Below are 22,176 nucleotides of genomic sequence, written 5' to 3' on the forward strand. Positions count from 1 at the left end.
AAAACAGACTAGTTATATGCTATTTACATTAATATTAACAGTAGAGAACTATTGTGAAGAAAATGAACTTTACAAAAAGTAATTACTATGAGATATGGTTATCTGCTTTTAAATATTCCTGAGATATTTTTTCCTGAATTAGATTTCCTAACGCCACAGCACGCTCATAATTTTTATCACTTATAGCAATCAATTTCTGGGACATTATATTACCTGCTCTTCTTGATTGGGGAAAAAGATATGGCATGCTCACTTTTGTAGTATGAAGCCGTTCGCAGGTTTCTCTATCATTTAAAAACCAAACATAACTGGTATGCAGGTACTTAAGGAAGTTTTTTTGATAGGATTTTTTAAAAATGTTAGACGCCAGTGATTCATCCTCTAAAGCCTTTGCCAGCATTACGGAGTCTGTATCGGCAGAAGCCTGAGTGGCTGTCCAAGTATAAAACATCTCTGTAGCTTCTTTTTTATTATCAGGAAGATGGTTTTCCGGAATACCAAGCAGATGTCCAATGTATTTCCAAAGATGAAAAACGCCAAGCTCTTCCTTTTCAGAAATCGTGAGTCCAAGCTTTTGGAGTCCATGAAGAAATACAAGGCTGAATCCGATACTGGTGGCAATCATATCGCTATAATTAATTGGTTCTCCCCACAGTTCTTTATTCCATTCTTTGTACTTTTCTTTTATCATAATACGGGAAAAAGAATGTATCATCCTGGTTCTTATAATGTACCTATAACCATCTTTATTAAGTTGTAAAGCCTTTTTTCGGGTTACATGTACCCAAAAATCTAATGTATCGGTAATTCTTTTTGAAGCACCTTTTTTTAATGCGCCTGTATAAACAAGCGGCTTATTAAGATAAGCATAGTCATATCCTCCCATAAGGCTGTAATCCCGGAGAGATATGAGTCCATTAATTCCGCTGCGCATAGACAAGCTACAGCCCGCAGTAATTAATTCTTGATTAAGCCAGCTGGGTACTTCCTGCATTGAGAGAAGCATCATTTTTAAATTATGGGGTAAATCATCTTCCTCATTAATTTTAATTTCAGATAATTCTTTTATATACAAATAGGCTTCAGGAAAACTTCTTCCTGTAAAAATTTCTTTAGCAGCAGCATCACCCAACTCATCATATTCCGTACTTAAACGTTTATAATGATCAAGGTTAGCAAGATTAACTTCTGCACCCGACCATTCGATGAATTGTCTGCCGTTTCCCTTCTCCCAATAAAGTTTGATGTTCTCGTCCATTTCTAATAATAATTATTCTAGTAAAAGATATAGATAAGGTGGGAATGAATGATGTATCATTAGATCTTTACTATCATTTGAGAATTTCTCATAGTAAGCCTCATCAGGGTAAAGAACAATTGTATTACCTGTCCTTACATAATCACTGCTGTTAAAATAATCTGGTGCTTTAAATTCCGGAAGGTATTTTTTTATCTTTTTTGCCATTTCATCACCTAATAGCTGCTGATACCGCTTAACTTTTTTTTGTGAAGGATTTGTAAACCGACCATAAACCATTTCCAAAAGTATTTTTTTAAAGAATGGCTGACTCTTTATTGTTTCTTCTATTACCGAAACCGGACTTACTTTTGGTAAATCATTTAGTATTTGTACTGTAAAAGGCGTTTGGGGTACCCAGTCTACCGCATTAACCACATTATAGACCCAGCCTTCCTGTGTGATCTTTTCATAGCTGTAAGCAAAATATAAATTACCTGGTTTTGGAGCAGCACTGCAGTAGGTTTTAAAACGTATGTCGGCAGGTAAAACGCCTTTCTTTTGTAAACTATAAAAATGAGCCATGAGTAAATAACTTATTCCCCCACCCTGGCTGTGACCCATAATTATAAAATTCTTAATCCCTGCTGTATAACACGAATCGATCTTAGGAACCATTTCTTTAGATATAAATGCTGTACTTATTAAATATCCTGTGTGTACAGCTGCATTTTTATCAGGTGATAGTTCATACTCAAAAGTATAATTATTGCTAATTTTTATCTCACCCTTAGCCGGACTCATAGCTGCATAAAAATTAGCCAGCCAGCTTTCACTTTTTTCTGTGCTCCCTCTTGTACACAGCACGGCGGTAGAATTGTCTTTAATCCATAACTCCCAAAGATTGTCTAATCCTATCGGTTTGCTTTGATAAATAAGCTTAAAATGCTCCGGCTGCGGAATCATTTTTAGCTTTTCAGCCGATTCTGTTGACCTGGCTGCGACATAAATTAGCTCTTTATACTCTTCTTTGTTAAATCCGGGACTTAAGTTTTGAGATATACTGTATGAAGTATAAAATAGTGCGAAAAAACAAATAGCGAGCAGTTTTAAAAATTTCATAAGTGATAAGTTGGTTTACTAAAGTTAACCGATAAATCTTTAATAATCAGTATCAACCGAAATATATTTTTCATCTTACACTTCAATGTTTTGCTCAACTAAAGAAAAATTAGCCTTATAATTCTACGGGGATTTGATGAAAAAAAAGTGCTTTTTTACTCAATATTAGGTGTTCTAAATTATTCGATTATTGTTGTGAGTTAAAAATTATCATAATTAATTGCAAAATATTTAGACATATCGGGGAAACTACTATTTTTGCGTCCTAATTTAATAATGAAATATTATGAAAGACCTATTCGCAAAAATCAACGCCGAAATTGAAACATTTAAATCAGAATCTGAACTGCATATTGAAAAATCAAACAAAGCAGCAGGAACAAGAGCTCGTAAATCAGCTTTAGAATTAAGTAAATTACTAAAAGACTTTAGAAAAGTTTCTATCGAAGAGTCTAAAAAATAATTTTCAGGGAAATATCTTTTAAAGATATTTAATCCCGAATTATATTTATAAAAAGCCGCATAAAGCGGCTTTTTTAGTTGTTATAATTTATAGTTACAGAGACTATTTGCCTCTTTGCTTAAAAGGAAATATCTTTAAATACATATTTAGAAAGCCCAGTATCAATCCTGTAAAAAAGCCTACGAATAAGCTTCTTAGTGCAATATTTCCAATTGAGACTGGATCGTCAAAAAATAACACACCCAAAAGATCATATACAAAAAGGCCAATTGTAATTCCTATCGTAAGTGATATGAAAGTAACTTTAAAATAGTAAAGCTTTGTCATTATTATTTAATTAGTTTAACGTATTAATGTGCCTAAAATACAGTAAAAAATTAAATCAAATTGTACTATCGTGTTTTTACCTGACCTATTCCCTGATTATTTTTTGATTAAACGTTTTTCCGTCTATTGTTTTAAAGTTTATCATATAGCTTCCTGTACTTAAGTTTTCTATAGATATACTATTTTGTGATGATTGCAGGCTACCGCTTAATAAACGCTGACCCAACATATTTATCACCTCATAACTGCTTAATTCTTCTTCACTATCAAAATAGATCTGGCCGGAAGAAGGGTTAGGATATACTTTTAATTTTGATTTATTGAATTCCGGACCTCCCTGCGTTCCAGAACCACAAGCAGCATTTGCCAATTTAGCAATAAAAAAGTCGGTATATGCAGTCTGGCCTCCCACTTTGGTAAGCGTAGCCACATCATCATCTTCCTTAGTAAACAATTGGTATCTAAAATAACCACCTGTAATATAATTACCATCATTATCTACAGCAATAGCAGTTAAAGCATCTTTATAACCCGCAGGACCATAAATATCATGTATCTTAATTGCTGCACCCGTATTTTTATTAAAACGAACTACAACAGGGTCTGTTAAATGGTTAGGTTCTCTTATTAATGTGGCATTACCCCATGTTCCATCATGCATTTCGGTGGCAACAGCAACCTCATCTTTATTTACGACCAGATCGAATGCCATATTAGCTGTAGATTCGAAGGTAGGTGTGGTTCCCCACAATACATTTCCATTAGAATCAAGCTTCATAACATATACTATATTCCCTATAACACTTGTTGGAAAAGTATAGTTGCTGAATGTTACAACAGCGTCGTCATTTCTAAAATAATTGCCGCAAATGTAAATGTTAGAATCTTTATCTATGTGCATACCTCTAAGTTCGGCTGCATTGACGTTTCCTGAATTATTTTCCTCTTTACGCCATATTTGATTTCCCTGACTGTCTATGGCTAAAATGTACATTGTTTTTTGAAACGGTACATTATTAAATGAAAGGTCAAATAATTGTCCGCCTCCATAATAATTTCTAAAGCCTGCTACATAATATCTATTAAGGTTCGCATCATAACGAAACTCTGTATGAGGTTCTAATAATATACCTTCAAATGATAACGGCAGGGTGCTGAGAACAGTACCTTGTGCGTTGAATTTGACTATATAGTATTTATATGAACTCACATACGTTTCTGGCACCACAATCTGGTTATTCAAATGAGTTCCTGCTAAAAACCCTATTAAAGCATGTATTGTTCCATCAGGCTGTACAACAATCTGGTTTATACTGCCATAGCGCAAGCTCAAATTAACATCACCCTGTGGCATTACCCTCCAGTCCAGCGAGCCATTGGACGTTTTATATTTTAATAAAGCAACTGTTTTATAAGCTTCCTGAATTCCTGGATTATCTTCTATTAAAGGTAAAGCATCGTCCGGGCTAAAATGTGTAGGTTCGTAAGTATTAGGAGAGCCTTGTGTAATGTTTAGAACATTTGCTCCTAAATACAGTCCGCCATTATTATCTAAGCCTAATTTATATGAAAAATCCGGTGCAGCTCCTCCAATTGTTTGTTTCCAGCGTAATACACCTTCACAAGTTGTAGATATCAAAACAATATCTGTACCCCCTGAACTTGAGTTTGGAGCATTATAAACTGTTACGTCTATACCTTCATATTCTGTTTCCTGCTGCGTCATAAAAGCCAGATAATAATAGTTATTATCGGCATCAACCACAATATCTTTTATTTGTTCGCTATCAAATCGATAAGCGCTACTAGTTTCACCTTGTGATCCGGATATACCGCCTCCTCTCTTCGCCCACTGCCATTCATATTCTTGAGACAAAGCATTTAAGCTAATTAGCAGGGCAATACAAAGTAATTTTTTTTTCATAGTGCACTATTTTAATTTATTGGGTAATATGATAATAAAAATAACAAAACAACGCCATAGTTTACACTATGGCGCTGCTTGTTTTAAAAATAATCTTATTTTTTAACTAATGTTTGTTGTAATACCCTATTACCATCAGCCTGAATACTTACAATGTAAGTGCCCGATGGCAGGTTTATCGTAGACAATTTAGCCTCTCCTGATAATTTCTCTAATTTCTCTGTAATTAAAGGAATACCTAATAAGTTGAAAACAATAAGACTTTCGGCTTGCTTGTATTCATTTCCAAGATTATAGCTAATAATTGTAAATTCTTCTGCAGGGTTAGGTGCAACTGTCATTACTGCTTGTATAAATTCCTCTGCACTAGAAACATTTCTAGATTTTTGTTGTATTTCATTTTTAGGGAATTTAATATCAACAATTGTTGCACATCCTACCATTGATACAATCATATAGTCATTTCCACCAGGGAAATTGCTATTAGGATAGAAGAACAACGGACTAAAATAGTATGTTGAATTTGCCGGTATTGTTATAACACTTGGAGAATAAGTTCCATATCCATTAAAACTTGATAAGTTAACAGTTACAGCAGTACTATTTGGATTATAAATATATCCTTCAATTATATACCTGTCTTTTTCAAAAAATATACCATCTTTAATTGTGACTTTTACACCACAATCTTTTGGTGGACATTCTTTTAAGTTAGGTGTAAGGTGCATTATACCGCTTTCAAAATTACAACCATTATTGTTAAGCGCTAACTGATATGATCCTGGCTGATTTACTGGTAGGTTCGGGATAATAGTATTATTTCCTTGTGCTACTATGTTTGCATTAAACAACCATTCGTAATGAGTAAATGTTCCTAATGGACCTAAAATATAAGGATATGGTGTATTAAGACAGAAATCGTAACAACCTGTAGGGAACACCCATAATGAACGATCTGTAGGATGAGGAACCATAACTGTACCTGATGCCGAACATCCTGTTGGTGCAGTATAAGTAACACCAAAAGCACCACCACTGTGTACAATAATTGATTGTCCAGTTTGCCCATCAGTCCAGTTATATGTTCCTGAAGTAGGTCCTGAAGCTGTAAGTTTAACTTTGTAAGGCTCGCAGAAATCTACATGATAAGTTACAGTAGGTGCTGTTACTACCGGATTTACGGTTACACTAATACTTGCGCTATTACCGCATGTAATATCTCCTACTGGCTGTACTTCTAATGTATAAACATATGTACCAGGTGTAGTAGTTGTTACTGTTAGGGATAAAGGTGTTGTTGCACTAAATGTACCATATACACCTGCAATAGGAGAACCTCCAAGTAACCAACGACGCTGAAGCGAAGTATTTGTAATAACACCTGTAAGTACAGTTTGATCACCTGAACAAAGATTATTATTCCCGGTTATACCTACATAAGGACGCTGGCGTATTATTACACTAACAGGAGGTATTTGAGTGAATATACATCCATTTGCATCTACCATTTTTGCCCAATAAGAACCGGTAGCTGTTGGTGTATATGATGTACCTGTTCCAACCTGTAAATTATTTTTCATCCAAATAAGACTAGTTGGTGTTGGAGAACCTATACTTGGCGAAAATGTAATTACAGGAACCGGAGTAGCTCCTTCACAAATATTTGGAGGTGTAGCAACTAGATTACCGCTAAAGTTAGCAGCATTAATAGTAACCTGTTTTCCTACTGCTGTTGTATAAGAACATCCATAAGGATTAGTGGCTTTTAATTTAATAGTATATACACCTGCCGTATTAATGTTTATCAATGTTGTTGCAGAGCTTGCAACGTAAGATGTACTATTAAACAACCATTCGTAACTATTTACCGGATTATAATTAGGAATTACTAAACTAATCTGCTCTTCTGCACAATAAGTACTATTATTTAAAGGAGAAGTAAAGTTTACATCAGGCATAGCTGGCAATACAATCGTTTTACTAATGCTGCAGCTTGGGTATATTCCACCTAAACTGGTTGTTAAGGTATACGTATAAGTACCTGGGGTAAGACCAGTAAGATTTATTGTCTCACCTACCTGTGGCGACATACCTGTACCGCTAAATGTATAAGTAACCGCATTTGGTAAATCAAACACTGTTGTGTTATTTAACAATGTAACATTATACACGCCATTAACACATACAATATTAGTATTGAAATTAGGCTGATAGTGTTTTTTAACCTCAAAAGTACGGAAAACCACACATGGTCCTGAGCCAGTTTGGAAAGTTACCTTAGCCGTGATAAGGTGTGCTCCAGGAATATCTGTTGAGAATTGTGCTCCCAAATTGTTACCATTCATATAATTTAAAAACGGACTTCCAATCCACTGTACGGTAGATGTACCAGTAAATGAGTAAGAAAGCTGTGCCGTTAAAACATTACACGCTGTCCAGCTTGCCGTTAATTGAACATTAGGATCTGGGGTAATGCTGCATGGGTTTACAGGTGCACAATCTGCATTTACAGTAATTGTCTGTGAAGTTACTGTACATTGATTGCTATCTTTTACTTCCACATAGTAAGTACCTTGTGGTGTTGCTCCGGATACCTGATATACGCTGTTTGTACCATTTACAGTAATTGGTGAACCATTTTTAAACCATTTGTATGTAACAGTTACTCCAATACCTGCAGTTGCATTAGCATTTAAGTTAAAAGGAGTATAGCTTGTTGGGCATACTGTATAGTTATATCCAGGAGTGATAGTAATTTTAGTCCTTGGAAATACTACAACCTGCTGCGAAGCATTAACACTATAACTACATCCGTTTGGCAGGTTAACTGTAGCAATAATTGTATAATTGATGTTACTTCCTGTAGAATTGTTATAAGGATTAGGTATTACATAAGTAGACGAAGGATTTACAGGAGTGGTAGTTGTAGCACCATTTCCAAAATCCCAGGTAACTGTACCCGTTAATAAAGTCGTAGATGAAGTTAACGTGAAATTTAAATTACTGCCATAGCATATAGGCGATGGAGCAGTTAATGTTAAATTAGGAGCAGCCTGCAACGTGATAGGTTTACTGAAAACTGTATCAACGCCACATTTTTTAACTCTTACTTTCAGGACACCGTTTGGTGAAGTTGAAATTTCATTCCAGCTTACTGTTACAGTATTTGAATTAATTCCGGAAATAACGTTACCAAAATTTGAAGGCTCAATGTACCACTCTACTAAATCTGGTGTAACACCATTGTGGTTAACTGTAAAGGTAGTCTGGCTACTTGGGCAGAATGTAGTTAATCCTGCGTTGTTTGTGATGGTTGAATTAACAACAATCTTAGTTAGATTTAAAGTTAATGGTGCAGATAAACATCCTAAACCATCTAATGAACGTTTTCTAACTGTAATAGTATGTGTTGCAGCAGTATTAAATATAATACTTACATTATTACCAGTGTTATCTCCCTGAAATACTGCTCCAGGAGTAGCTGACCATTCCAGGATCGTATTTGGATCAGTATTGTTTAACGTATACTCGTAAGGAATGTTTGAACAATATTTAGTTTCACCAACAATTGGTCCTGTTGGAGCAGTTGGAGTTTGTGTAACGTTTATTACTTTTGGCTGTCCTGCACATCCTCCAGCTACAGTAGCTGTTAATGAGTATACGCCTCCTGTAGGGAAAGAATAAGTAAATGAAACACCTGGAGAAGATGCTACAACTGCATTATTTTTTCTTAATTCCCACTGAACTGAACTTCCTCCTGTAGTTTGATATGTCGAAGAAGTACCACTGCAAAATGTATCAGGACCTGTAATCACAGTTCCAGCCACTACAGTTATTCTAATATCAGCATAACCTTTACATCCTAATAATGTATTTACATAATTACATTGTAAGGTGTAAATACCCGGCGCTAATGCATCTACAATTACCTGATTACGCTGATCTAAATAAACCAGGTTTGTTGAAGTACTTGACACTAATGTCCATACAAAATCTGTACTTGGCCATTGTGGTAAAGAGTAAAGTCCCTGTTCATTTACACACAGTGTTTGGTCTCCTACTATTTTACCTTTTACTTTTACTACAGGTATTTTAATAGTAGTCCAGAAAGGGCATGAACAATCCGAACGATAGCTTACAAAACCAAAACCTTCATCGTCAACCTGATCCCATATTACCTGTATCGTATTATCAACTTGTGCTACGATAGTTCCGCCTGTAACTTTCCAATCCCCCTTACAGTCATCATTTACAGTATATGTTACCTTATCATCATTCTCGCATACTACTGAAGCACAGCTGATTTCCAGGTACTTTTTCTCAGTAATTTCAATCTCCATAGTATATTCTGAAGAACAGTTACAATTATTGGTGACTGTTAATTTTACCTTGTAAGTTCCCGGATGATCAAAAGTATGAGTTGGTTCAAATTCATTAGAGAAAGTATTATCCATGAAATCCCACTGATACGTTACAATCTCAGAACCTCCATTATTGTTTGAAAGGTTTTGAAAACTAATAGGTGTGTTTAAGCAATAAACAGGTGCTTCACCTAATCCATATATTTTAAACTCAGCTTTAGGGCTGTTAATTTTTTCTACACAAACGGTGGTGCTTTTTTGCGTACCATTTGTATAAAAAATTATAACATTAACAGCGCCGTTTCCTGCCTGTCCCCAATTAATAGAAGCATTTTTATTGTTTGCTCCGCTAATAGAAGCAATTGTACCTCCAACAACACTCCATTGTACATTGGATATACCGGTTCCATTCACGGTATAAGCAACAGTGTTGAATTCACAAACTCTGATGCATGGGGCATTTTCTATGCCTTCAAGAAAAACGAGTCTTTTTGGATCTTTTGGATCCCCTTGAGAATCATAAGTAATACACCCAACCTGTTTGTCCCAGGTGATGTAGGTTTGTGATGTTTGTGCGTAAGCCGTGGACTGAAATGCGAATACCCAAAAGAGGGCAAACAACAACCGCGTGACACACTTAGAATAAAAATTTTTCATAATAAAAGTGATTGGTTAATAAAAAGTTGATTGGTTATTAAATAATTAAAATGATCTAAGCATTATGTTTATCTGTAACAGCTATCTATTACAGTTTGTTTATTTTAGTCTTCCTGTCCTTTTAGGATTTCTCAAGCATTAAAACCATCACATACATAATAACTGTTATAGCATCTATAAAGCTAGTACACTATTGTCTCAACAAGTTATTTCTCTTTATTCACCACCTCATTAAAAACATAAATTATCATTAAAACACGATTCTTTTACTCGTATTTAATAATGATAATTCATGATTTTATATAAAAAAATGTTAATATTTCCTTGATGTCGAATGTATAAATAATTTATCATTTGCTATTTAACACAAACGATTGTTTAACATAATAGGTAGTTAAACAATCGTTTGTGTTAAAAATTATGTTAAATTTAAGATTTATATGAATCCCTGCTTTATAGCTTCCTTTATTAAACTGGTATCATCAGACACGTTAAACGTTTTTTTTATATCTATAATTCTACGTTGAATTGTACTTGTAGCAAGCGCTATCACCCTATCAAGTTCTTTGACTTTATAACCTTTTGATAAATAGAAAAGAATTTGTCTATTGGTTTCTTCAGCTAAAAGTTCTTTCTTCCAAATTTCCTTTACATATTTTTTTACCAACTCACTTTGATATAAATCGCCATTAAGTACTTTTTCTAACATCTTCTTTAGTCCCGAAGCTGTAATATCATTTTTTATGGCCATACCATTGGGTTGTGTTTTTTTAAGAATATCATAAACTAATAATATCTGAGTATGAGATGTTATAATGACTATTTTACAGGAATGATTTTCTTTTCTGATCAGGTTTGCAATGTCATTTCCTGATAAAATATTTTTCTCTTTATAAACCGGCAGGCTATAGTCTAAAATAGCAAAGTCAAAACTTGTATTATTGTTTTTAACTGTCGTAATAGCATCATAAGCATCTTTACAATTAAGTGCTTTAGTTATTGAGATTGGAGCAAGATGTTTAAAATTTTCAAGAATTACATTTTCATATAAATCCAGTGCCATAGGATGATCGTCTACCAGAAGAATGTTCATTTTTTATCTTTTAACAATTAACAAATAGGTTTAAATGAGTAAAAAAACACTTCTAACTACTTAGCATATAATTTTTTTGTGCAAAAATTGATTATATAAAACTAATTTTTTAAATGTTAAAAAATTCATAAATCATCAAAAAATGTAGTAATTTATTTATTAAATAATTTCAACGATAACTACAAAGAGGATAATACCACATTTTAGGAATGCTTAATCATAGACTATTTGTAGACAACAATCAATAAAAAAAGGCCGCACTATCATTAGTGAAACCTTTTAATAAAATAAATATTTTTATGTAGACGAATCAGTGAAAAGGACATTTACCCCTACTATCCCTGTTACCGCAGAATCCCGACGATAAGATACTCCAAAACAAAATGTTTACTTAAATTCAAAATTCAAAGCAAAATCAATTGCCAGAGGAGCTTCTTCAACTGCTTTCGACAATTAAATATGAATGGTATAAAACGAACAGCACACAAATAAGTAAGAAGTTATATTCCATACCGTTTCTACCGCCTCCCACTACAAACCAGCCTTCTTTAAAATGAACCAAAACAATACCCATTAGTAATATCAGTATTGTAACTACCGATGCCGGTTTCACGAATTTATTTAAAAGCAGCAGAACAGCGCACACTACATGTGACAGTTTAATAGCCCAGGCAAGTGGCACACCAAGCGGAGCAAAACCTATTTGATTTAAGTAGAAATTTCCAAAATCATTTATGCCATTATTAAACATGGCAAAAACGCTATGTGTCAATAAAATAATAGCTACTGCTACTCTTAATATTACCGTATTGCTCATAATGTAAAAACGTGATTTATGTAATTAGAAACGAAGTTAGACAAATAATTATTCCTGCCTAATTAAATTATCACTACTTATTCTTAGTATGACTTTTATCATTTTTTGCTACAAGCTATACCAATAACTTTGGCTAAAGAAAAATGATTTCATGGAAACTTCAATCGTACAAAAATACAATGTGCCGGGGCCGAGATATACCAGTTATCCTACTGTCCCGTATTGGGATAACAACGGGTTTTCTACTCTAAACTGGCAGCAGACTTTTTTAAAGGCTTTTGCCGAAAGTAATCTGCCGGGAGGCATAAGCCTTTATATCCACCTGCCATTCTGCGAAAGTATGTGTACGTTTTGCGGATGCAACAAACGTGTAACCCGCCGCCATGAAGTAGAAACTGCTTATATAACTGCAGTACTTACAGAATGGGCAATGTATTGTGACCTACTTCCTCAGCACCCACTTATAAAAGAGCTGCATCTTGGCGGCGGTACTCCTACTTTTTTTAGTCCGGAAAATCTTGAAGTGCTTATCAATGGTATTTTCGACAGAGCAGTAAAAGCACCAGGATATGAGTTTAGTTTTGAAGGCCATCCTAACAATACAACAAGGGCACATCTTCAAAAACTATATGACATAGGCTTTAGAAGGGTGAGCTTTGGAGTACAGGATTATAATGAAAAAGTACAAAAGAGTATTAATAGAGTGCAGTCCTTTCATAATGTAGCAAAAGTGACATTTTGGGCAAAAGAGATTGGTTATACTTCTATCAGTCATGATCTTGTTTTTGGACTGCCGTTCCAAACACTGGAAAGCATTATTGATACTATAGAAAAAACAAAATCACTTAACCCGGACAGGCTTGCTTTTTACAGCTATGCTCATGTACCCTGGATTAAAGGCAGTGGACAACGCGGATTTAATGAAAATGACCTGCCTCAGGATAACAAAAAGAGAATGCTGTATGAAGTAGGGAAAAAAATATTGGCAGAGAAAGGTTTTAAAGAAATAGGTATGGATCATTTTGCACTGGAAACCGACTCCATGTATGATGCCTATAAAGACGGTAAACTTCACCGTAACTTCATGGGATACAGCGCCTCTAAAACCCAGCTTATGATTGGTTTGGGGGTATCGTCGATAAGCGACAGCTGGTATAGTTTTGCCCAAAATGAAAAAACACTGGAAGAGTATTACAACCGTATCGAAAATAATGAACTCCCCGTTTTTAGAGGTCATTTGCTTAACGAAGAAGACCTCATCATAAGAAAACACATTCTAAACCTGATGTGTCGTTTTAAAACGTCATGGACTGTCAATGAAGAATATTTTAATGAATTACCCGATGTACTGATCGACTTGAAAGAGATGGAAAAAGATGGTTTATTGGAACTTAAAAAAAACAGTATTACAGTAACCGAAGAAGGTAAACCCTTTGTGCGTAACATCTGTATGGCATTTGACCTGAGGCTGAAGCGCAAAGCACCGGATACCAAATTGTTCTCAATGACCATTTAATTTGTTTTGACAAACAAAAAACAGCCCCACAATGTGGGGCTGTTTTTATTTAGAATAGTGTTTAAAATTGTACTATTTACAAACAGGAGCTTCCTGTACAAAAAGGCTCATATCACCAGGTGACACATAAGGTATGGATAAACCTAATCCTCTCACAATAAAAAGCATTCCTATAGCAACAACCGTATATGGTACTAGTTTATTAAGCGTATTCCTTAACGGAGCTTTTACCATACCGGCTACATATACTACGGCACTCATAAGCGGAATAGTCCCGGCACCATATAATACCATATAAAGTATACCCAATGGTATATTTTGCATTGCCAATGCGCCAAAAAGTGCCGCATAAACCAATCCGCAGGGTAAAAAACCATTAAGGAGTCCGGTTATATAGAGTGCTTTATAGCTCTTTTTCCTAAACTGGCCACCCAAGCCTGTTTTTACTTTTGAGATGAGGTGATAAACCGGTTTGGAAAAGTTATATTTTGAAAATACCTTTTCGGGTATCAAGGCAATTGCTATCATTAAAATTCCGGCAATAATAGACATTTCCTGCTGCCATCCGGCTAAAAATAAACCTTTACCCATTATTCCAAATAGCAATCCTAATACAGCATAGGCGGTTATCCTTCCAAAATGGTATAAGAACATCTGGAATATTTTCTTTGCTTCATTACTCCTGTCTACTGGCAGCATCATAGCAATAGGCCCACACATACCAATGCAGTGCAGACTCGATATTACTCCTAATATAAATGCAGCGTAAAGCATTTTCTTCTAAATTTTAGGTACAAACTAATTAATAGTAAGCATCTCTTTACTACTATATCCTTTGCCCTCATACTGCCAGTCTATAGTAATGTCCCATCGGCCGCCAGCCAGATCACTTTTAGGTATGAGCAAATGATGAGCTGATAATGAAATTGGGGTTTCAAAATCAAGTTTTTGGTCAGACGGCCTGTAAAGGGACACTTTACCTTTTATTTTTTGAATGTCAAATTTTTCCGGGAATGTTATTTTAATAGCCTCCGGATTGTTCTGAATTTGCAGTTTATGTTCCAGCGCTGCCGAGTTTTGCTCTTTATCGAGCTGTCCCTGCAGGCTTCGCTCCTGCTTGTAGTATTCTTCTACCACAAGTTCGTTATCATATTTACTATCGCTCTGCACTTTAAAGACAAAGAATAGTATAAAAGCCATAAACAGTGCAAATGCAATTACGATTCCTGTACCCCAATGTATTTTCATGATCTTTAATTTTTAATTGAAACTCCTTGGCCCTAAAAAGTTGGTGCTCTCCGTCTCTATAAGTTTTTCACCATTATATACCTCCAGGGTAATTCTTGTTTTATCGCCTTCAAGTAATGCAGGATTAATTTCTACAAACAAGGTTCCTGCAACCATGCCTTCTTTTGGGATTTTAAAATGTGGTGCCCCTACGGTAATCACTTTTCCTTTAGGATCTGCCAGTTTAAAGTAAACATCGTTAAAATCTTTAGCAGTTTTGTTTACTATTTTATAAGTAAACACATTACTTATGTTCTCTCCTTTATGTTCAAACAACTGCCCCGGAAGTCGCAGTACAGTTGCTTCTATATCATTACGCAGGAACAGCATCCCTATAAATACCCCAATGAGTATTACCAGTACTGCGGTATATCCTTTCATTCTTGGTGTAAAAACAAACTTTGCTTTCTTGGTGATCTCGTCTTCACTCGCATAACGGATAAGTCCCTGTGGCAATCCTACTTTATCCATTACTGTATTGCACTCGTCTATACAGGCAGTACAATTAATGCATTCCAACTGAGTACCGTTCCTGATATCTATCCCGGTAGGACAAACGTGTACACACAACTTACAGTCGATACAATCTCCTTTACCGGAAAGCGCACGCTCTTCATTTTTAACCATCCTGCCTCGACCGGCTTCTTTTTCACCACGCACATGGTCGTAGGCAACAATGATCGATTTATCATCAAGTAATGCCCCTTGAAGTCTTCCATACGGACAGGCAATAATACAAACCTGCTCCCTGAACCATACGTATATAAAATAGAATACAGCCGTGAAAATCAGTAAGGCGATAAGTGTACCCAAGTTGTCCTTTGGCCCCTCTTCTATCATTTGAAAGAGCTTGTCACTACCCGATAAATAAGCGAGAAAGACATTTGCAATACCGAAGGAGATTACAAAAAAGATGAACCATTTAAGGACTCTCTTTCTTATTTTCTCAGCATTCCATTCCTGTTTGTCCAGTTTCATCTGTGCACCCCTGTCTCCATCTATCCAGTACTCAATACGCCTGAATACCATTTCCATGAAAATGGTCTGTGGGCAGATCCAGCCGCAAAATATGCGCCCAAACACCACTGTAAACAAAGCCACAAAGACTACCCCGATGAGCATTGAAATAACAAACAGGTGAAAATCCTGCGGCCAAAACGGAAACCCGAAAATATTAAACTTTCGCTCTACCACATTGAACAGTAAGAACTGATTACCATTTACCTTGATAAACGGTGCAAGGACCAGGAAAGCCAATAAGGTCCAGCTTACAATTTTTCTGTACTTATAAAATTTTCCTGATGGCTTTTTAGGAAAAACCCACTGCCTTTTACCATCTTCATTAATGGTTCCGATACTATCCCGAAACCCATCGTCCTGCATTTTTGACATTAGCTATTATTTTATTGCGAGCTTATCATTTGTTTTTTCGGCAGCTTCTTCTTTCCATACTTCACCTTCAGACGGTTTAGGATCTTTAGGATTTGTACCTTTTAATGATAAGATATAACTCGCTACCAATTGTATTTCTGATGGTTTTAAAGTTCCTTTCCATGCTACCATACCTTTTCCATCTCGTCCACCTTCTGTAATGGTATGGAACACATTTTTAATACCTCCACCCAATATCCATTGGTCATCCGTAAGGTTAGGCCCTATGGCTCCCCCTGCATCCTGCCTGTGGCAGGCAGCACAATTCATTTCGAATATCTTTTTACCGGCAGCCAGGTCGGCAGGCTCAGTAAGCTGTGTTACACTGTTGGCATCGATAAGATCTTTTGCTGTTTTCTTGTATTCTTCTACAGCAATTTTAGCATCGGCCATTTCCTTTTCAAACTCTTTTGTCTGATCGTCATAATCGAAAATGTGGTATTTAGCCATATAAACAATTGCGAAGATGATACAGGCATAGAATAATTTTGTCCACCATGGCGGTAAAACATTGTCCAACTCTTTAATACCATCATAATCATGACTTAAAAGTATCGTTCCCTCTTCTTCAATAGGTTTGTCTTTAATAAAGAACTCTTTAAACTTTTTATACCATTTACTGTCTCTAAAATCAAGGGCATCGGCTTCTGCCAGTTTTTCCTTTTGTTCTTCAGTAAGTAAACTATACGTTACCCTGTCTATAGCCAGCACTACCAATTCTATAGCTATCTGAATAAAAATGAACAACAGCAGAAATACCGAAACCATTGGATACTTTAAGAAAGCAGGCCTGTCGCCAGAGTCTATAAAGTACTCTAAAGCCATAAAAACAAGTGCAAAAATCACAGGCACTCTTACATATACCGGGATAAATTTTTTCATAATCCTACGTGTTAGATTTCAACTATTGGTTAGCGTTGTCGTTGTCATCACCAGAAAATGGTATGTTACTCATCTCATTGATCTTGTCTTTTTTATAGGTATATACCCAATAGTATAGTCCCACAAAAAAGATGAAGAATATAAGTAATGATATGATTGGATACAACTCTATTCCAGAGATGGTTTCCAGGTTATGCTTTACAAATTTTAGCATGGCTTTACTTTTTATTTTCGGCTGTTGTGTTCTTAATTTTAATGTCGGTTCCCATTCTTTGCAGATAAGCAATAAGCGCAGTAATCTCTCTGTCTCTCATTTCTATAAAGGCTTCACCTCTTGCTGCTGCATCTTTTTTGCTCTGTTCATAACTCTTCACAAAGTCAGGGTCTGTAAACAGGCTTTCCTGAATTTTTGCTGCCTGTTGACTTATCGATTTTGGAGCATTGGCAATATCCTGTACTGTATAAGGCACGCCCAATTGCGCCATTACTTCCATTTTCTTTTGTGTGTATGAGTAATCCATTTTCTCGTTATCAAACAGCCATTTGTAAGCCGGCATGATCGAACCTTCGGATGTACTCTGCGGATCCCACATGTGGTTAAAATGCCAGTTATTACTGTACTTACCGCCTATTCGCATTAAATCGGGCCCGGTTCTTTTAGATCCCCATAAAAATGGGTGATCATACACATACTCTCCCGATTTAGAGTATTCTCCATAACGCTCTACTTCAGACCTGAACGGACGTATCATTTGCGAATGGCAGTTTACACAGCCTTCTCTTATATAAAGGTCACGTCCTTCAAGTTCCAATGGTGAATACGGTTTTACTGTAGATATGGTAGGTATATTTGATTTTACCATAATAGTAGGTACAATTTGTATGATTCCTCCAATAAGTACTGCTATGGTAGCCAGTATAGTAAGCTGTATTGGTTTTCTTTCCAACCAAGGATGGAATTTCTCCCCTTTCAGCCTTCTGCTGCTTACTTTTTCTAATGCTGGAGCTTCAGCAAGTTCATCTTCGATCTTGTTGCCTCTTCGTACCGTCATGATGATGTTGTAAACCAAGATCAATAATCCGATAACGAACAACGTTCCACCAATAGCCCTCATCCAGTACATTGGCATAATTTGTTTTACAGTTTCCAGGAAATTACCATACTTAAGAGTACCATCCGGATTGAACTGTTTCCACATCGATGCCTGTGCAAAGCCTGCAACATACATTGGTAATGCATACATTATGATACCCAGCGTACCTATCCAGAAATGCAGGTTAGCCAGTTTTGTAGAGTATAGTTTGGATTTTGTCATCCTTGGTATTAACCAGTAGATCATACCAAAGGCAAGGAAACCATTCCATGCAAGTGCTCCAACATGTACGTGAGCCACAATCCAGTCGGTAAAGTGGGCAATAGCATTTACATTTTTAAGTGAAAGCATTGGCCCTTCAAACGTTGCCATACCATAACCGGTAATTGCAACTACAAAGAATTTAAGTACAGGTTCTGTCCTTACTTTATCCCAGGCCCCACGAAGGGTAAGCAAACCGTTTATCATACCGCCCCACGATGGTGCTATCAGCATAATAGAAAATGCTACTCCAAGGTTTTGTGCCCAGTCCGGCAATGCCGAATATAAAAGGTGGTGCGGTCCAGCCCAGATATAAATGAATATTAATGACCAGAAGTGAATAATCGATAGTCTGTAAGAATACACAGGTCGGTTTGCCGCTTTAGGTACAAAGTAGTACATCAAACCTAAAAACGGTGTGGTAAGGAAAAAGGCAACAGCGTTGTGCCCATACCACCATTGTACCAGTGCATCCTGTACCCCTGCATAAACAGAGTAACTTTTCATAGCACTTACCGGAATAGCAAGACTGTTAAAAATGTGTAGTATCGCAACGGTAATAAATGTTGCTAAATAGAACCATATTGCCACATACAGGTGACGCTCACGCCTCCTTAAAATAGTACCTATCATGTTGATACCAAATACCACCCATATAAGCGCAATACCGATATCTATAGGCCATTCCAGCTCTGCATATTCTTTTGATGAGGTATATCCCATTGGCAGAGATATCGCAGCAGCAAGAATAATGATCTGCCATCCCCAGAAGTTAAGGTTACTCAAAAAGTCACTGTACATGCGGGTTTTTAATAAACGCTGAAGCGAATAGTAAATCCCCGCAAACATAGCATTACCCACAAAGGCAAAAATAACCGCATTGGTATGTAATGGTCTTAATCTTCCATAACTTAACCAGGAAACACCATCTGTTAAATTAGGGAACATATACATGGATGCGATCAATAAGCCCGCAAGCATCCCTACTACACCAAACACTATGGTTGCATACAGGAACTTCTTGACTATTTTATTGTCGTAGTAAAATTGCTGCATCTCCATAGTTAGTCGTTGTTAGTTTTGTTTTCGGTTTTTTTAATTTCGTCGTCAAAAAGCATTCTGACAGAGGGTGTATAGTCGTCGTCAAACTGCCCGTTCTTTACCGCTCTTATAAAGGCGTACAAAGCAAGGACTGCGACTATAATACTGATACTGATTAATAAATAAATTACGCTCATACTTGTTAAATTAAGTCCTACAAAGTTAGGTTTGGGTTTAGGTATAAAACATGATATTTGTCATGCTATCCCTTTTTTACAGTGGTTATTTGGATTTTATTTTTGCGTAGTAATTGCTCATTATCGTTACAAAACCAATAATAGTTATTGTACTGAGCGGCATAATGATAGCAGCCGTAAGTGGTGATAATTTTCCGGTTATGGCAAACGACAGTCCTACTACATTATAGAGCAGCGAAAGGGTAAAACTCATCTTTATGGTTTTGACCGTATTTTTAGAAAGCTTCATGAAATAATCGAGCTTTTTAAATTGTGAAGCATCTAATATTCCATCACAGGCCGGGGAAAAAACATTTACATTTTCTGATATTGAAATACCCACATTACTTTGTGCCAATGCGCCTGCGTCGTTAAGCCCGTCACCCACCATCATTACGTTTTTGCCCTGCAGTTGCAATTGCTCTATATAAATTAGTTTCTGTTCGGGTTTTTGGTTAAAAATAAACTCCGTTCCTTCCGGTAAAAGCTGCTCCAGTATTTCACGTTCTCCTTCATTATCGCCCGAGAGTATTTTTAATTCGTAGTTAGGACTAAGGTTTTCGAATAACATACTCAAGCCCTCACGGTACTGGTTATCGAAAATATATTTACCCAGATAGTTTCTGTTAATGGCGACATGCACATTGGTTTGCTGCATGATATCGGGCGGAGCACCTACAAAGGAAGCCGAACCCATCTTTATAAAAAAACCGTTAATTGTACCCTGAATGCCTTTACCCGTAATTTCTTCGAAATGGTTAACAGGCAGCAAATGGGCATCCGGAAGAGAATCATATAATCTCCTGCTTAGCGGATGGTTAGACCCCCGAAGCAATGATTTTATAAAGGCCCGCTCTTTTACGTCAATATAATCCCCTTCATATACTATTTCCGATTTTTTGTTGGTAGTGATTGTACCTGTCTTATCAAAAACAATGGTATTTATTTTTGCCATCTGCTCAATAACAGTGGCATTTTTAAGGTACAGCTTCCTGTTTCCCATAATACGCAGTACATTACCCAGTGTAAAAGGAGCGCTTAGTGCCAGTGCGCACGGGCAGGCCACAATAAGTACTGCAGTAAATACATTAAAAGCAGTATTGGTATCTATAAATATCCAGAAACCAAAAGAAACAAAGGCGATTAGCAGCAGCATAGGTGTAAAATACCTGCTAATGGTATCGGTGATTGTTTTGTAGTTCCTGTCTTCTTTTTTAGCAAAAACTTCATTACTCCAAAGCTGGGTAAGGTAACTTTGAGATACAGAACTTATCACTTCCATTTCTACAACATTCCCGGTTTGCCTGCCGCCTGCATATATTTTATCGCCCGATACTTTTGTAATGGGTACTGCTTCTCCGGTAACAAAACTGTAGTCTATTGCCATGCTTTCGCTGATCAATATTCCATCTACCGGAATAAGTTCCTTATTACGAATTAATAATCGGTCTCCTTTTACAACATCATACACCGGGACAGATACTTCTGTACGGTCTGATAAAATCTTAGTAACTGCAATAGGAAAATAGGATTTAAAATCGCGCTCAAACGAAAGGAAATTATACGTTTTTTGTTGGAACAGCTTGCCCAGAAGCATGAAGAAAACAAGACCTGTAAGGCTGTCAAAAAAGCCTTGTCCATAACCAAATATAATATCGACAGTACTTCGCACAAACATTACTACCAATCCTAAAGCAATAGGAATATCTATATTAAGGATACCCGCTTTCAGGTTTTTATAGGCCGATATATAATACCCACTTGCCGAATACAAAAACGACGGCAATGACAATGCAAAAATGAGCCATCTAAAAAAGCCTTTATAATTGTCCAGCCAAAATTCCTCTACTTCAAAATATTCAGGGAAAGAAAGCAGCATTACATTTCCAAAACAAAAAAAGGCAATACCAACTTTATAAATAAGGTCACGGCTTACACTTTTTACCTGGTTCTCATAATTGTCCAGGCTTATGTATGGCTCATATCCAATAGAACTTAGCAGGTGTACAATTTGTTTTAAGGTAACCTTCTCAGCATTAAAGATGATACGGGTTTTCTTGTCGGGAAAGTTTACCTGCGAACTGCTAATACCGGACTGAAGCCTGTTCAGGTTTTCCAGTATCCAGATGCAGGAACTGCAATGAATATGCGGAATGTATAATGTAATTATATTGGTAGTATCTTCCTGAAAATCCAACAACCTGTTTACAATGGCTTCGTTTTCTAAAAAGTCGTACTTCCCTTTTATGTCCTGTGGCGTAGCGCCGGGTGCAGTTTCAAAATTATAATAATCAGTAAGGCCGTTAAGGCTAAAAATCTCGTAAACGGTTTTACAGCCGTTACAGCAAAACGATTTTTCGTCAAAAACAATCTCTTCTTTTTTTACAATATCCAACCCGCAATGAAAACAATTTTGCGTGCTCATAA

The 22,176-nt window shown here is 36.3% G+C and carries 17 protein-coding genes; 2 read left to right on the forward strand and 15 right to left on the reverse strand.

Annotation, left to right across the window (positions count from 1 at the left end):
- Positions 1-85: 85 nt before the first annotated feature.
- Both EPI11_RS05400 and EPI11_RS05405 read right to left on the reverse strand, forming a co-directional pair.
- Positions 86-1,258 carry an oxygenase MpaB family protein gene (locus tag EPI11_RS05400; protein WP_128388929.1) on the reverse strand — a complete coding sequence of 391 codons (1,173 nt, stop codon included), beginning with the start codon at positions 1,256-1,258 and terminating at the stop codon, positions 86-88.
- A 12-nt stretch (positions 1,259-1,270) separates the two neighbouring features.
- Positions 1,271-2,359 carry a lipase family protein gene (locus tag EPI11_RS05405; protein ID WP_128388930.1) on the reverse strand — a complete coding sequence of 363 codons (1,089 nt, stop codon included), beginning with the start codon at positions 2,357-2,359 and terminating at the stop codon, positions 1,271-1,273.
- A 286-nt stretch (positions 2,360-2,645) separates the two neighbouring features.
- On the opposite strand from EPI11_RS05405, the gene EPI11_RS05410 reads away from it, so the two are divergent.
- Positions 2,646-2,822 carry a histone H1 gene (locus EPI11_RS05410; protein ID WP_128388931.1) on the forward strand — a complete coding sequence of 59 codons (177 nt, stop codon included), beginning with the start codon at positions 2,646-2,648 and terminating at the stop codon, positions 2,820-2,822.
- Positions 2,823-2,924: 102 nt separating this feature from the next.
- Here EPI11_RS05410 and EPI11_RS05415 read toward each other — a convergent pair whose 3' ends face one another.
- The 5 genes from EPI11_RS05415 to EPI11_RS05435 form a co-directional block, all read right to left on the reverse strand.
- A complete protein-coding gene (locus tag EPI11_RS05415; protein ID WP_128388932.1) occupies positions 2,925-3,149 on the reverse strand; it encodes a hypothetical protein in 225 nt (74 codons plus the stop codon).
- Positions 3,150-3,234: 85 nt separating this feature from the next.
- Complete coding sequence (locus EPI11_RS05420) at positions 3,235-5,073, reverse strand: T9SS type A sorting domain-containing protein (protein ID WP_128388933.1); 1,839 nt, start codon at positions 5,071-5,073, stop codon at positions 3,235-3,237.
- Between the two features lie 95 nt (positions 5,074-5,168).
- Positions 5,169-10,091, reverse strand: coding sequence for a PKD domain-containing protein (locus tag EPI11_RS05425; protein ID WP_128388934.1), 4,923 nt, complete (start codon positions 10,089-10,091; stop codon positions 5,169-5,171).
- Positions 10,092-10,527: 436 nt separating this feature from the next.
- Positions 10,528-11,184: a response regulator gene (locus EPI11_RS05430; RefSeq protein ID WP_128388935.1), complete on the reverse strand. Its 657-nt coding sequence runs from the start codon at positions 11,182-11,184 to the stop codon at positions 10,528-10,530.
- 436 nt (positions 11,185-11,620) lie between these two features.
- A complete protein-coding gene (locus EPI11_RS05435; RefSeq protein WP_128388936.1) occupies positions 11,621-12,001 on the reverse strand; it encodes a DoxX family protein in 381 nt (126 codons plus the stop codon).
- A gap of 151 nt (positions 12,002-12,152) precedes the next feature.
- Here EPI11_RS05435 and hemN point away from each other — a divergent pair, with 151 nt between their 5' ends.
- Positions 12,153-13,517, forward strand: a complete 1,365-nt coding sequence (gene hemN / locus EPI11_RS05440) for an oxygen-independent coproporphyrinogen III oxidase (RefSeq protein ID WP_128388937.1) — start codon at positions 12,153-12,155, stop codon at positions 13,515-13,517.
- A gap of 72 nt (positions 13,518-13,589) precedes the next feature.
- Here hemN and EPI11_RS05445 read toward each other — a convergent pair whose 3' ends face one another.
- From EPI11_RS05445 to EPI11_RS05480, 8 genes are all read right to left on the reverse strand, one after another.
- Positions 13,590-14,291: a sulfite exporter TauE/SafE family protein gene (locus tag EPI11_RS05445; RefSeq protein WP_128388938.1), complete on the reverse strand. Its 702-nt coding sequence runs from the start codon at positions 14,289-14,291 to the stop codon at positions 13,590-13,592.
- 24 nt (positions 14,292-14,315) lie between these two features.
- A complete protein-coding gene (locus EPI11_RS05450) occupies positions 14,316-14,765 on the reverse strand; it encodes a FixH family protein (protein WP_128388939.1) in 450 nt (149 codons plus the stop codon).
- Between the two features lie 12 nt (positions 14,766-14,777).
- Positions 14,778-16,196 (reverse strand): cytochrome c oxidase accessory protein CcoG, encoded by a 1,419-nt coding sequence (gene ccoG, locus EPI11_RS05455; RefSeq protein ID WP_128388940.1) that lies wholly within the window; start codon positions 16,194-16,196, stop codon positions 14,778-14,780.
- 6 nt (positions 16,197-16,202) lie between these two features.
- Positions 16,203-17,117, reverse strand: coding sequence for a cbb3-type cytochrome c oxidase N-terminal domain-containing protein (locus EPI11_RS05460; RefSeq protein ID WP_128388941.1), 915 nt, complete (start codon positions 17,115-17,117; stop codon positions 16,203-16,205).
- 22 nt (positions 17,118-17,139) lie between these two features.
- The gene (locus tag EPI11_RS05465; RefSeq protein ID WP_128388942.1) at positions 17,140-17,331 is read right to left on the reverse strand and encodes a CcoQ/FixQ family Cbb3-type cytochrome c oxidase assembly chaperone; all 192 of its coding nucleotides are present in this window, start codon (positions 17,329-17,331) and stop codon (positions 17,140-17,142) included.
- A 4-nt stretch (positions 17,332-17,335) separates the two neighbouring features.
- Positions 17,336-19,534, reverse strand: a complete 2,199-nt coding sequence (gene ccoN, locus EPI11_RS05470) for a cytochrome-c oxidase, cbb3-type subunit I (RefSeq protein WP_128388943.1) — start codon at positions 19,532-19,534, stop codon at positions 17,336-17,338.
- 2 nt (positions 19,535-19,536) lie between these two features.
- A complete protein-coding gene (gene ccoS, locus EPI11_RS05475) occupies positions 19,537-19,710 on the reverse strand; it encodes a cbb3-type cytochrome oxidase assembly protein CcoS (protein WP_128388944.1) in 174 nt (57 codons plus the stop codon).
- A gap of 85 nt (positions 19,711-19,795) precedes the next feature.
- The gene (locus EPI11_RS05480; protein WP_128388945.1) at positions 19,796-22,174 is read right to left on the reverse strand and encodes a heavy metal translocating P-type ATPase; all 2,379 of its coding nucleotides are present in this window, start codon (positions 22,172-22,174) and stop codon (positions 19,796-19,798) included.
- Between the last annotated feature and the right edge of the window lie 2 nt (positions 22,175-22,176).

It is taken from the genome of Flavobacterium cerinum (assembly GCF_004028155.1).
GTDB classification, from domain to species: domain Bacteria; phylum Bacteroidota; class Bacteroidia; order Flavobacteriales; family Flavobacteriaceae; genus Flavobacterium; species Flavobacterium cerinum.